Source organism: Aureibaculum sp. 2308TA14-22 (genome assembly GCF_040538665.1).
GTDB lineage: Bacteria > Bacteroidota > Bacteroidia > Flavobacteriales > Flavobacteriaceae > Aureibaculum.
Window position 1 is genome coordinate 3,536,408 of record NZ_JBEWXT010000001.1, and the last position, 13,941, is coordinate 3,550,348.

Below are 13,941 nucleotides of genomic sequence, written 5' to 3' on the forward strand. Positions count from 1 at the left end.
TATTCGATGAAAAGCTGCTATGTCTTTTAGTAATACCCAACTTTTTAGTTTACTTTTGTGAATATCACAGTGAAAATCCAACCTTAAATAATAATTGTGATGGTCTTAGAAGAAAGTTTGTTTCAATGTAACTGATGTTATTAATATTTACTGTTCGGTAATTATTTGTATTAAAAATGTTATTCCATTTGACTTCAAAGTCTATATTTTTCTTTTTCCAACTATAGCGATATATTAAATCAGCAAACAGGTTATTAGCTGCTTCTGAAAATAGATTGTTCTTAATATATTCGGTTCTTATAGCAAAATATTGATTTTCATTCGGATAAATATTGACGTTCAATTTATGTAATTGTTGCTTTATGGTTTGATTATCTTGACCTTGTATCCGATTGTTAGAAAATTGCCACATAGATATTATTTCAGTATTCAGCCAATCTGATATATCAGTATCTATTTTACCAGTTAATAGCCAGTTTTGGTTGGCTATATCTGTAATTTCAGAATTGATAATTTGTTTAACATCTTGAAAACTATAATTCGTGCTCAATGATAAGTTAGTTTTAATATTGCTTAAATATTTGCTTGTTGTCATCATTAAATTATGACTTAAACGCTTATTTTTATTTGCAATAGCTTGTAATACGATTGCACCATTTTCTAAAATGTTACGATCGTAAAGTAAATTTTTTTCTGTTGTACTATTGCTGTATATTAGATTAATAAATATCGATTTAATAGGGTTTCTATAGCCAATGGAGGCACTATAAATTAAGTTATGCTTCTGTGGCAAAGGAGCATCAATACGTTTAATATTTCGGTAATTTTGTAAAATATAAGCGTAATAGACTTGTTGAATAGCACCAAATTGATTGCTTATATTGGCAGAAGTTTTAAGATGCCAAAATGAATTAAGGTCATAATTAACAGATAGTTTAGGTTCAAAAGTCAGTCTTGAAACATCCTGTTTGCTTTTTAAGTTGGTGTCTTCCAAACTATAGTCATATAGATTAATTGGGGTTGTTAATTCAACACGCCATTTGTTTTTTTTATATTGAGTTCTTAAATCAAAATATATCTTAGAACGAATCCAATCTAAATTATTAGTAAATATTTTATCATTGTTTTGTGTTGATACAGTTGTAATAGTACTTCCTAAATTTTGTTTTTCAAATTGAATTCCAATTTTAGGACTAAAGCTAAATTGTTTAAACCCTTTAGTGATCGTTAATGAGTTATTTGTGTAAAAAGTTTGTAAGTCTATTTCTTGGGTCACTTCATCATAATCATTTCCATTATTAAGCAAGTCTTTAAATTGTCCAGGATTTAAGCTTAAATATTGTGGTGTTCTATTAATAGTGAAATAAGAATTAAGTGTTAACACCTGTTTACCCAACGGAAACAATGTTTTAAAATTATTTGACAGTTTAAAATACTTATTACTTAAATCTTCAAGTACATTATTAGTGTTTAAGTCTATTCTACCTCGTTGACTGTCCCAAAATCCCTGAAATTGTATTGTGTTTTTTAAAAATTTTTCACCTATATTTTTTTGAAGCGTTAAGGTAGTTTCTAATGTATTTGTAAAAAGTTGATTATACTTGTTTTCAAATATAGCAATAGTATCATCACTTATTAAAAATCGTGTATTTGTAAAGCCCTGCCTTTGCTGATAGTCGTTGAGGTAAGATACATTCAACCGTAATTCATAATCGGATTTTAGCTTTTGTAAATAGTTAGTAGTTATTAAATGAGTGTTATTATCTAGCCAACGACTTTTTGAAAAACTAGGTTCTCTTAATTTAACAATATCCAACCAATTTTTTTTTTCATCGTTGCGTTCAAACTGTTCCAAAAGATCATTGAGAGTAAACGTTTTTAATTGTAAGCTCAAATCATCACCACTATTATTAGCCTGATAAGAACTAATCATTTGTTGTTTTTTAGAAAACAACATTGGCGTAATATTGACATTCCACAACAAGGGATTAAAACCGCTACCTAATTCGGCTTGCCCTGTAAAAGTATATTTATTCTTTAGTTTAATATTAATTGCTGCTTGCTCTGAAGACACCAAACTATCTAAAATTTTTATTGGTTGATGGTTTTCTAAAACTTGTACTCTTGAAACTTCCTTGAAAGGTAGATTATTATTGGCTAAATTATACTTGCCCTCTAATAAATCCATACCTTCAATATAGTATTTATTAATTGGCCTACCTAGATAGAGGATTTTCCCATCCGACAATACCTCAATACCAGGCATATTTTTTAACACGTCTCCTATAGTTCTATCTTCTAGTTTAGAAAAAGCATCTACTGAATAATTAATTGTATCACCATTATGAGTAATCGGTCTTGATTTTATTACAACTTCTTTTAATTTTGTTGCCTGTTCGATTAAGACAATGTTTTTAGTTTGACTTTTGTTATCGATAACTTCCGTCACACTTTTATACCCCATAGCACGAATATTCAAATGTAGTTGCTCAGGTTTACTATATAAAGTAATTGAAAAATACCCATTGATATCAGATATATCATAAGCATAAGTACCGCTTGAATCAATTTTTTTAATAATAACACTTGCCCCGACAATTGATTTTCTATTTTCAGTTTTTAAATATCCTTCTATAGTGGTTTGCGAAAAGCATGAAAAAGATAAAAGGAAAAAGAAACATAATGTTATTAATAACCTCATTGATCGTTATCGTTTAATTCAATTGGGTTATTTTTCTTATTAAGTTTTACTTTTATTTGTTGTTTGTATTCTTCATCTACAGTAAATCCAGCCTGTGAAGCCCTTTCGAATATGTTATTTTTGAACTCTTTGAGTTTTTTGAAAAATGTTGATTTGTCTGTTATAAAAAGTTTATCTTTTGTTTTTAAAGACGGATATGTCATGCTTATGTTAACTTTTTCTATTAACTCAAAAACATAATGATTCTCTACATCTGAAATTTTAATAATCAGACCAGGAAGACCACTAAATTTATAAGGCCCATCAGAAATGGGTATTTCACTAGAAAACCAAGCTTCATATTTTCTTCCAGCATAAAAGGTGGTTGCTTTTTGGCTTTCAAAACCATTTATAGTCATAGTGTCGGATTTAATTTCCCATTTAATATTTTCTTTACTTTCGTCATATCTAAAGTTGTCAATAAAGATTTTTTCAAAAACTATTAAGCTATCATGGTTAAAGGTTTTGATTATCTTGAAACTAAATTGAGTTTTTGGAAATGAAGAAATGTTTGATAGACTAGAATTTTGTTTTTCTGGATTATTTTTTAATTCGAGCAACATTGAGTCTCTAACAAATCCATTATAACTTTGGAATATTGAACCGTCATTACCCGTAAAAAGAAGCATTTTTTCACTCTGCTTGCTGTTGATGTTGGTGGAATCCGATTGATAAGTTAGATTATATATAAACTTGTGATTCAATATGCTTTCTTGAGCATATGACATATTGACTGAAATTAGTAGTATAAATATAAAAGTTAGTTTTGGATTCATAATTATTAGAATTAGAAATGTTTATAAATAGAAACACCTATCTTTAAAGAGAGGTGTTTCTTTGAATTTACTATGAACAAAACTGTTGTTCAGCCCACAAAACTTTTGCAATGATTTCCGAAGTTGTTTCTCCACAAGCAAAACCTGTAATTCCACAAGATAAGGTAAAAGGAACACATTCCCATTCATGGTCTTCAGTGGCCTGATTAGGCATCTCATCATCAGACATCTCATCAAAAACCTCATTAGATATTTCATCAGAAATATCATTAGAAATCTCAATAAATATTTCATCAGAAATATCATTAGGAATAACTGTGGCAAAACTGAATGACGTAGTACAAACTAGCACTAATATTAATAATATTTTTTTCATTTTAATAATTTTTTAAAACCTGTCTATTAACAGGTAAGTTTAATACTATAATTTTTCCGTGAAAATCTTTACCTCTTTTTTCCAAAGCGGGTCGTAAATTTTGAAGGCATTTTCTATACAAAAAATAGTATCTTTGCACTTCCTCCAGTGGGGCTGGTTAACTTACATAGGCAACTGGTTTTAAATTAAACATTTCGAACTGTTTTTATTTTATTTACCTCAACTGGAGGTTATTTGTGCTGTCCCGACGCTTTGGGAGTTTCAGCATCTTTTGCTTTATATTTTCACTATTTATTTTACCCAATTTTATAATTTAAAATCAGACGATATTTTATTTGTGCTTAAAACTATACCTAGTTTAAACATTATTATTTTAGCAATTGTATTTTGCGAACTACAATCGCTCCAAAAAATTGTTCACTTATTACTATCTTCAGAATTGAAGAACTTTCCTATTAAAAGCTAATTTAGAAAAAAAAAAAAAAGGAATTGGCAAAATATTTTAACATTTTTTTAAAAGTGTGTTAAAATTGCAGCCAAAATTAAAAGTTAAAGTTACAAAACTTACCTCCCTTTAAGGGGTTAGAGGAGGTCAACTCAACATCTCCTTTGCTTTTTTAACTGCTTCCACCAATTTATCAACTTCTTCTTTGGTATTATAAAAAGCAAAAGACGCTCTCACAGTTCCGGGAATGTTATAAAAATCCATAATAGGCTGTGCACAATGGTGTCCAGTACGCACAGCAATACCTAATTTATCAACTATAGAACCAATATCATAGGGATGAATGCCTTTTAAATTAAAAGAAATAACTGAAGTTTTGTTTTCCAACTTTTCCGGCCCGTAAATTTTTAAACCGTCAATGGCGAGCAATTTTTCGGTGGCGTATTTTAATAATTCATGTTCGTAATTGGCGATGTTCTCAAAACCGATGCCATTCATATAATCAATAGCAACACCAAGAGCAATGCCACCACATACGTTGGGAGTACCAGCTTCAAATTTATGCGGTAAATCTGCATAAGTTGTTTTTTCGAAGGTAACTTCTGCAATCATTTCACCACCACCTTGGTAGGGTGGTAATTTATTGAGCCATTCCTCTTTTCCATAGAGAAATCCAACTCCAGTCGGTCCACACATTTTATGGGCAGAGGCTACATAAAAATCGGCATCTAAAATTTGTAAGTCAGCTTTGATATGCGGTGTAGCTTGTGCTCCATCAATTAAAACCGCAGCATCCATACGATGTGCCAAATCAATAATCTCTTTTATTGGATTAATTGTACCCAAAGCATTAGAAATATGGTTTACAAATACCAATTTGGTGTTTTCAGAAAGTAAATTTTTGTAAGCATCCATTAATAGTTCACCATCTTCATTCATCGGAATTACTTTGAGTGTAGCTCCTGTTCGTTCACAAAGCATTTGCCAAGGCACAATGTTTGAATGATGTTCTAAGGCTGAAACAATAATTTCATCTCCTTTTTTTAAGAGGGAAGAAAATCCGTTAGCTACTAAATTAATGCCATGCGTGGTACCCGAAGTGAAAATAATTTCGTGGGCATTTTTGGCATTAAAATGATTTTGAATTTTTTGCCGAGCTTGTTCATACGCGTCAGTAGCTTCTTGACTTAAGGTATGCACACCTCGGTGAATATTCGCATTATAATTTCTGTAATAATCCGTAATTGCATCAATAACTAGCTGAGGTGTTTGTGAGGTTGCCGCATTGTCTAAATACACCAATGGATGCCCATTTACTTTTCGTTGTAGAATGGGAAAATCAGTTCTTATTTTTTGGATGTCTAACATATTTTTTAGTCAGCTTACAAAAGTACAAAACTCAACCTTAAATCGTTTGATTAATTTATATTTGTTCTAATTTCAAACACAAAACTAAAACATGTTCAAAAAATCAATAAAATACATCCTTTTACTTGGTCTATTGGCTCTTATTTATACCATATATGCCAATTATCCAAGATTAAATATTTTAGCAGGATATTCAGCAAAAAATATGGCATCTTCTGTATTTTTAGCAGATAGAAGTGTAAAATATACCGATGAAGTAGATAATGCTTTTACACCTATTAATTTGGCTGAAGATAAGGTTAGTAATAAAGAAAAATCAGCTACTGCTTCTGTTTATGGGTTATTAACTAGAAAAGCAATTTATAGAGAGGGTTTGGGTGCTGTTCTTGTCCCGAAGGATGCTGAAGGAAACCAAAACTATTTGGTGCCGAAACGCAATTTTAAGAAAACAGACACTCCTTTTCCTTACGGCGATGCTAAGCAAAAAGATACGGTTTTTGAAAATATAAATTATGATATGCTGAAAATAGCTGTTGACAGTATGTTTAACAACAATAAGGTAAAGCAGACAAGATCTGTTTTGGTTGTATACAAAGACCAAATTATTGCAGAAAAATATGCGGAAGGCTTTGATGCAACTTCCAAATTGTTAGGTTGGTCCATGACCAAAAGTGTTACGGCAACCCTGTTCGGTATTTTACAAAAAGAAGGGAAACTCAACATTAATGACAAAGCACCTATTGAAAGTTGGCAAGAAGATGAACGTGCGAATATTACCATCAATAATTTACTGCAAATGAATAGTGGACTGGCTTGGGAAGAGAATTACGAAAAAATATCAGACGTTACAAAAATGTTGTTTTTAGCCGACGATATGCCTAAGATTCAAGAAGAAAAAGCTTTGGCTGGCAAACCCAATGAAACTTGGAATTATTCATCTGGCACCTCTAATTTATTATCGGGTATTTTACGAAAACAATTCCAAACGCATCAAGAATATTTAGATTTTTGGTATGCAGCTTTAATTGATAAAATTGGCATGCACTCTATGGTTATTGAAGCAGATATGAAAGGCAATTACGTAGGTTCTTCATATGGTTGGGCAACTACACGCGATTGGGCAAAATTTGGGTTGCTTTATTTGCACAAAGGCCATTGGAACGGCGAACAACTTTTTGATGAATCTTGGGTAAATTATGTAAAAACACCTACAAATGGTTCAAATGGAGAATATGGCGGACATTTTTGGCTAAACGCAGGCGGTAAATATCTCGATGTTTCAAAGGATTTATATTCCGCTAATGGTTACCAAGGCCAACGCGTATTTATTATCCCGTCAAAAGATTTGGTAATTGTAAGAATGGGGTTGACTAATGACGACAATGCCTTTGATTTTAATACGTTTTTAAAAGAAGTTATTGCAAGTGTTCAATAAGCATATAAAAACTACTAACTGCTACTAAACGATCTAATTTTTAAACTTCAAAACCCAAATTTACACCCAATTTGTTAGAAATAATTTTGGTTATTCTTGTTTTCAATTCGGGGATTTTAATTTTTTGTAAAGCATCATTTGCAAAAGCATACAACAACAAAGCATTGGCTTCTTTTTTTGGAATACCACGCGAACGTAGATAAAATAGAGCATCTTCATCTAATTGACCAATAGTACAGCCGTGGGAGCACTTTACATCATCGGCAAAAATTTCTAATTGAGGTTTAGCGTTAATAGTTGCTTTGTCGTCAATAAGTATATTATCGTTCTGCTGAAACGCATTGGTTTTTTGTGCTTCTTTTTCAACGATAACTTTACCGTTAAAAACACCAGTAGAATTGTCAAAATAAATACCTTTATACAACTCGTGGCTTTCACAGTTTGGCAATTTATGATTTACCAAAGTGTGGTTATCAACCAACTGTTTACCTTCTATTATTGTTATGCCATTAAGGTTAGAAGTAATATGTTCCCCTTCTTGATAAAACTCTAAATTATTACGTGTTAAGTTACCTCCAAATGAAAATGTATTAACGGAAGCTACACTTTGTTGCCCTTGTTTAACATAGGTGCTGTCAATTAACGAAGCCGATTTTTTATCATTTTGAATTTTGTAATAATCTACTATAGCACGTTTGTTGGCAAAAATTTCAGTAACCGAATTGGTTAATACAACGTTTTCATTTAGGCTTTGGTGGCGTTCAACAATCTGTACATGAGCGTTTTCTCCAACAACTATTAAATTACGAGGTTGTAACAACACTTCGGTTTCAATTCCTGTTGAAAAATGTACAATTTGTACAGGTTTTGGTACAACAGTGTTTTTTGGAATATTGATATAGGCTCCTTCTTTGGAAAACGCCGTATTTAAGGAAGTTATACTGTCGTCTTTTTTTGCTACAGTATTAAAATAATGGTCAATAACCATTTTGTATTTTGGTTTTGAAAGTGCAGCTGAAAGTAGGCAGATATCAAATCCATCATGTGTAGTTTCAGACAAAAATGAGCTATAAACACCATCAATAAATACAATTTTATAAGAATCGATTTCATGCAAAAAGAACTTTTTAACATCCTTGAATTCAATAGCCGATTCTATTTTAGGAAAAATTTTATAATCGTGTTTTAATAAAGGTTTTAAGGAAGTGTATTTCCATTCTTCGTCTCTTTTTGTAGGAAACCCCATTTCTTCAAAACGGTTAAATGCCTCTGAACGGATATCCTGTACTTTTCCGTCAGCCTCTGCACTTACCTTATCCTCATAAACTAAGAATGAAGTAATTAATTTTTCTTTTAAATCCATAACCTTATTTTACCCAATCATAACCTTTTTCCTCTAACTCTAATGCCAATTCCTTACCGCCAGATTTCACAATTTTACCATCGTGCAAGACGTGTACATAATCTGGGACAATATACTCTAACAAACGTTGATAATGCGTAATAACAATAACGGCATTATCTTTACTTTTTAATTTATTAACGCCATTGGCAACAACCTTAAGGGCATCAATATCTAAACCAGAATCGGTTTCGTCTAAAATAGCTAATTTAGGTTCTAGCATGGCCATTTGAAAGATTTCATTTCTTTTCTTTTCTCCTCCAGAAAATCCTTCATTTAAAGAACGTGATAAGAACTTTCTGTCTATTTCTAACAGTTCAGCTGTTTTTCTAATTTTTTGAAGCATATCCTTAGCAGGAAGATCTTCTAAACCATTAGCTTTACGAGTTTCGTTAATCGCTGTTTTAATAAAATTGGTAACTGATACTCCTGGAATTTCAACTGGATATTGAAAAGATAAGAAAACACCTTTATGTGCTCTGTCTTCAGGAGCCATATCATCTAAATCTTCATTATTTAAAATAATATTTCCTTCGGTGACTTCATATTCCTCTTTGCCAGCAACAACACTGGCCAACGTACTTTTTCCTGATCCATTTGGGCCCATTATGGCGTGCACTTCACCAGCATTTACAGTTAAATTTATTCCGTTAAGTATATTTTTATCATCTATTTTAGCGTGTAAATTTTTTATTTCTAACATTGACTTTTTCTTTGTTTAAAACTCTTATTGATTAATATTCATAGTAACTCGCTCATAGAAAGTATTGTCTAACATTTTAAATACAATACTATTTTTACTTTTAGATACTACTACAACTGCTTTATTTTTTTTATTATAAACCGTATCTTGCTGTTTTGCTAATCTACCAAAATCTATTTCTTCAAATTTTGTACTATTGGCTTTTTCATTATCAAAGACAGTTACACTGTCTTTTACTACCATTACAGGAATTTCATGTTTTTTATCGCGTGTAATTAATATCCACCGATTTTGTTTGTCCTCCAATTTTTCAAAATCAACTAAAACAGGGACACGTTGTTCTATTTCTTTTTCCTTAGAAAAATCAATGGTAATCTGATAAGATTCATGTTGAAGTCCGAGATACTGAAGGCAAATTAAAATTGCCAAATAAACATAATTAGTTGCTTCTACCATGACTTCTTATCCTACAGACCCTTCTAAACTTATTTCTAATAACTTTTGTGCTTCAACTGCAAACTCCATAGGTAGTTTATTTAAAACCTCTTTACTAAAACCATTTACAATTAATGCAATAGCCTTGTCTGTCCCAATACCTCTCTGATTACAATAAAACAACTGATCTTCACCAATTTTAGAGGTTGTAGCCTCATGCTCGATTTTAGCCGTTTTATTTTTGGTTTCTATGTATGGAAAAGTATGGGCACCGCACTCATTCCCCATTAAAAGTGAATCACATTGTGAAAAGTTCCTGGCGTTTTTAGCTCTCGAATTTACTTGTACCAAACCGCGATAGGAGTTCTGGGATTTACCAGCGGAAATTCCTTTGGAGATAATAGTACTTTTAGTATTCTTGCCCAGGTGAATCATTTTTGTACCCGTATCCGCTTGTTGATAATTATTTGTAACTGCAATTGAATAAAACTCACCAATGGAGTTGTCTCCTTTCAACACGCAGCTTGGATATTTCCAGGTAATGGCAGAACCAGTTTCTACCTGTGTCCACGATATTTTAGCATTATTTTCGCAAAGGCCGCGTTTGGTTACAAAGTTAAAAACACCACCTTTTCCAGATGCATCACCCGGAAACCAATTTTGTACAGTTGAATATTTTATCTCAGCATCGTCAAGGGCAATAAGCTCAACCACAGCGGCATGTAGTTGGTTTTCATCACGTTGAGGGGCGGTACATCCTTCTAAATAACTTACATAACTACCTTTATCTGCAACAACCAAAGTGCGTTCAAATTGACCAGTTCCACCTTCGTTAATTCTAAAATAGGTTGAGAGTTCCATCGGACATTTTACTCCTTTTGGTATATAACAAAAAGAACCATCACTAAAGACAGCACTATTTAACGCGGCATAAAAATTGTCCGTTTGAGGCACGACTGAGCCAATATATTTTTTGACCAGTTCAGGATGCTCTTGAATGGCCTCAGAAATAGGACAGAAAATAATGCCTTTTTCCGCCAAGGTCTCTTTAAAAGTTGTAGCAACTGAAACTGAATCCATTACAATGTCAACAGCTACGCCCGATAATCGTTTTTGCTCTTCAATGGAAATACCCAATTTATCAAAAGTTTTGAGCAATTCAGGATCAACTTGGTCTAAACTTTCTAATTCAGGCTTTTGTTTTGGAGCGGCATAATAACTTATATTTTGAAAATCAGGTTTTTTGTAAGTAACATTGGCCCAATCGGGCTCCTTCATGCTTTTCCAAATTCTAAAAGCTTCCAAACGCCAATTTGTCATCCATTCAGGTTCGTTTTTCTTTTTAGAAATAGCTTTAACTACATCTTCATTTAATCCAACAGGAAATTTATCAGATTCAATATCTGTATAAAAACCGTATTCGTATTCTTTAGTTTCAAGCTCTTTTTTTAAATCGTCTTCCGTATATTTATTCATTCTTGTTTTTTAAAGTGAAAAACTCTCTCCGCAACCACATGTCCTATTTGCATTTGGATTTTTAAAAACGAATCCTGTACCGTTAAGTCCACCTGAATAGTCTAATGTTGTACCAACAAGATATAAAAAGCTTTTTTTATCTACAATTATCTTTACCGAATTGGCTTCAAATATTTTATCGTTTTCTAGCTGTTCTTTATCAAATTTTAATTCGTAAGACAAGCCAGAGCAACCGCCGCTTTTAACACCAACACGGACGAAATCAGTAGTAGCGTCAAAACCATCGTCATTCATCAATTCAATGACTTTCTTTTTTGCGATATCAGATACCTGTATCATATTAATATAGATTCGTTCTAAATAAGTGCAAATATATGCTAAAAAGAAAGAATTAGAAAATTAATGGATTAAAAGATTATTGTTGCTAAACTAGTTGTAGAGTTACTGTTGTTAGTGTTTTTTAGACAATAAGTACATATATTATTCGTTCAATACGCCAGCAGGTTAATCATAGTTATTAACAACCAGCCTATGTTGCTAACAAAATTTTAACGTTTTTACTTGCTTAACATATATTTACCTTGTTTTTATAATAGAAGTGTCTAAAATTAATGCTAAATACTTGAATAACTTAAGAATTGTTGCAACGACAGTATTATTTTTATTAATGTCGTTAAATAGTATAGGACAAGTCTGCACGACCCAAACTTGGAATACTGGTGTAGCCATTCCTGATAATAATGCTACGGGTGTATCAAGAACGGTTAACTTTACAAGTACAGCTGCTGTTAATGATGTTAATGTAACTGTTAATATTACACATACCTGGGATTCCGATCTAATAATATCCTTACAAAGCCCCGCGGGAACCACGGTCATTCTATCAAATAGAAATGGAAGTAGTGGGGATAATTATGCTACAACTGTTTTTGATGATGCTGCAGGTACGGCCATTACCGCAGGCAGTGCACCTTTTAACGGGACTTTTATCCCTGAAGCTGCTTTAAGTGCCTTTAATGGGGAAAATCCATCAGGTAATTGGACATTAACAGTTTCTGATAATGCAGCTTTTGATACAGGAACATTAAATAGTTTTTCTGTTGAGGTTTGTAGTGCCGCTGTTGATCCATGTACTGATGTTGCAGGTATCGATACTGACGGAGATGGGATTAATGATGTTTGTGATTTAGATGATGATAATGATGGAATGACCGATGAAGAAGAATATTGTACTACTGCAAATACGGCATTTTTGGTATCCCAAGATGTTGGAACAAGATCTGTTGTTGTTAATCATACTGATACAGGTTATTTGAGGTTAGATTTTTCCTCCATGGATAATTCCTTTCAACTGGATATAAATGGAACGACCGTACATCCCTCTATTTTAGAATTTGAAAATGGAGCATTGGGAGCAGGTGAAGAATATTTTTTATTTCAATCAGATCTTTCTTTTATTGCCTCGCCTTGGGTGGCTAATGTGAATGGTTTGCCACGACTTCGATTGATTGTAGATGAAGCGGGTGATGTAGTATTATATGGAACAAGAAGTACAACCTCTACAACATTAGAATTAATGCAAGCTCAGGCAGGAACTGCTTTTAATACGATTAATTGGGTATCAGGGGCAAATAATACTTTTACAATAACAAACCAAGCTGGCCCAGGCCCAGAAGGTTTTACTGGAGAATTATTTGTTAGCGTTATATGTGATGACGATGGCGATGGAGTTATCAATAGTAAAGATTTAGATTCTGATAATGATGGTATTTATGACATCGTAGAATCTAGTGTTTTGGATGAAGCTGGGGTTAACGATGCTAATAATGATGGTGTTATCGATGGAGCCGCAGCTACATTTGGTAATAACGGTTTGTTTTCTGGAATAGAGGATAATGATTTCGATTTTGCTAATTTAACTTATACAATTGCAGATTCTGATAGTGATGGTATCTATGACCCCTATGAACTAGATGCTGATGATGATGGGTGTAATGATGTCACTGAAGCAGGTTATACTGATGGAGACAGCAATGGCTTATTGGGTTCAGGAACTTTTGGATCAGGTTTAACTGTCGATGGAGATGGTCTAGTCACATCTGGTGTTGATGGATATACCACACCAGATGACAACGATTCAAATGGAGATTATGATTTTCAACAGGCATTTGATGTTGTTATTACAGCTCAGCCTCCAAATCGGTCAATTTGTGAAACTGATAATACCACTTTTACGGTAACTGCAACAGGATCAGGATTGAGCTATCAATGGCAAATAAGTACTGGAGGTGCGTTTTCAAATTTAAGTAACGGGGGTGTTTATTCAAATGTTACTACCAATACACTCAATATTACTAATGCTCCTATAAGCTTAAATGGAAATCAATATCGAGTGATTGTTTCCAGTAGTGCAAATATTTGTACATCAGTTACTACGTCTGCAGGTACCTTAACGGTTCAAGCTCAGCCTGATGCGGGAACCAATGGTACGTTAACGGTCTGTGAAGGCACTACGCCTACGGATGCAGAGTTGTTTGCAGAATTAGGCGGTACCCCCGATGCCGGCGGTACTTGGTCAAATGTAGGATTGGTTTATACCTATACGGTAGCTGCGACAGCACCATGTACAGGAAACGATACCGCTACAGTTACGGTCACCGAACAAGCTCAGCCTGATGCGGGAACCAATGGTACGTTAACGGTCTGTGAAGGCACTACGCCTACGGATGCAGAGTTGTTTGCAGAATTAGGCGGTACCCCCGATGCCGGCGGTACTTGGTCAAAT

At 33.1% G+C, this 13,941-nt stretch carries 11 protein-coding genes; 2 read left to right on the forward strand and 9 right to left on the reverse strand.

Features of this window, described 5'->3' with window-relative positions; genetic code table 11:
• Nucleotides 1–64: 64 nt before the first annotated feature.
• From U5A88_RS15800 to U5A88_RS15815, 4 genes are all read right to left on the reverse strand, one after another.
• Nucleotides 65–2,701 (reverse strand): carboxypeptidase-like regulatory domain-containing protein, encoded by a 2,637-nt coding sequence (locus U5A88_RS15800; protein ID WP_354208076.1) that lies wholly within the window; start codon nucleotides 2,699–2,701, stop codon nucleotides 65–67.
• Nucleotides 2,698–3,516, reverse strand: coding sequence for a GLPGLI family protein (locus U5A88_RS15805; protein WP_354208078.1), 819 nt, complete (start codon nucleotides 3,514–3,516; stop codon nucleotides 2,698–2,700). Before U5A88_RS15805 ends, U5A88_RS15800 begins: the two co-directional genes overlap by 4 nt.
• Before the next feature lie 70 nt (nucleotides 3,517–3,586).
• On the reverse strand, nucleotides 3,587–3,868 hold the full coding sequence (locus U5A88_RS15810) for a hypothetical protein (RefSeq protein ID WP_354208079.1): 282 nt from the start codon (nucleotides 3,866–3,868) through the stop codon (nucleotides 3,587–3,589).
• Nucleotides 3,869–4,484: 616 nt separating this feature from the next.
• Complete coding sequence (locus U5A88_RS15815) at nucleotides 4,485–5,705, reverse strand: aminotransferase class V-fold PLP-dependent enzyme (RefSeq protein WP_354208081.1); 1,221 nt, start codon at nucleotides 5,703–5,705, stop codon at nucleotides 4,485–4,487.
• 91 nt (nucleotides 5,706–5,796) lie between these two features.
• On the opposite strand from U5A88_RS15815, the gene U5A88_RS15820 reads away from it, so the two are divergent.
• On the forward strand, nucleotides 5,797–7,140 hold the full coding sequence (locus U5A88_RS15820; protein WP_354208083.1) for a serine hydrolase domain-containing protein: 1,344 nt from the start codon (nucleotides 5,797–5,799) through the stop codon (nucleotides 7,138–7,140).
• Between the two features lie 40 nt (nucleotides 7,141–7,180).
• On the opposite strand, the gene sufD is transcribed toward U5A88_RS15820, so the two are convergent.
• From sufD to U5A88_RS15845, 5 genes are read right to left on the reverse strand one after another with little or no spacing between them, the layout of a single operon-like run.
• Nucleotides 7,181–8,503: a Fe-S cluster assembly protein SufD gene (gene sufD / locus U5A88_RS15825; protein WP_354208085.1), complete on the reverse strand. Its 1,323-nt coding sequence runs from the start codon at nucleotides 8,501–8,503 to the stop codon at nucleotides 7,181–7,183.
• A 4-nt stretch (nucleotides 8,504–8,507) separates the two neighbouring features.
• Nucleotides 8,508–9,245: a Fe-S cluster assembly ATPase SufC gene (sufC, locus tag U5A88_RS15830; RefSeq protein WP_354208087.1), complete on the reverse strand. Its 738-nt coding sequence runs from the start codon at nucleotides 9,243–9,245 to the stop codon at nucleotides 8,508–8,510.
• A gap of 24 nt (nucleotides 9,246–9,269) precedes the next feature.
• A complete protein-coding gene (locus U5A88_RS15835; protein ID WP_354208089.1) occupies nucleotides 9,270–9,701 on the reverse strand; it encodes a hypothetical protein in 432 nt (143 codons plus the stop codon).
• 6 nt (nucleotides 9,702–9,707) lie between these two features.
• On the reverse strand, nucleotides 9,708–11,156 hold the full coding sequence (sufB, locus tag U5A88_RS15840; RefSeq protein ID WP_354208091.1) for a Fe-S cluster assembly protein SufB: 1,449 nt from the start codon (nucleotides 11,154–11,156) through the stop codon (nucleotides 9,708–9,710).
• A 9-nt stretch (nucleotides 11,157–11,165) separates the two neighbouring features.
• Nucleotides 11,166–11,495: a HesB/IscA family protein gene (locus U5A88_RS15845; protein WP_354208093.1), complete on the reverse strand. Its 330-nt coding sequence runs from the start codon at nucleotides 11,493–11,495 to the stop codon at nucleotides 11,166–11,168.
• A 283-nt stretch (nucleotides 11,496–11,778) separates the two neighbouring features.
• Between U5A88_RS15845 and U5A88_RS15850 the strand changes: the two genes are divergently transcribed.
• Nucleotides 11,779–13,941 (forward strand): proprotein convertase P-domain-containing protein (locus tag U5A88_RS15850; protein ID WP_354208095.1); only part of this gene is annotated, 2,163 nt, incomplete at its 3' end.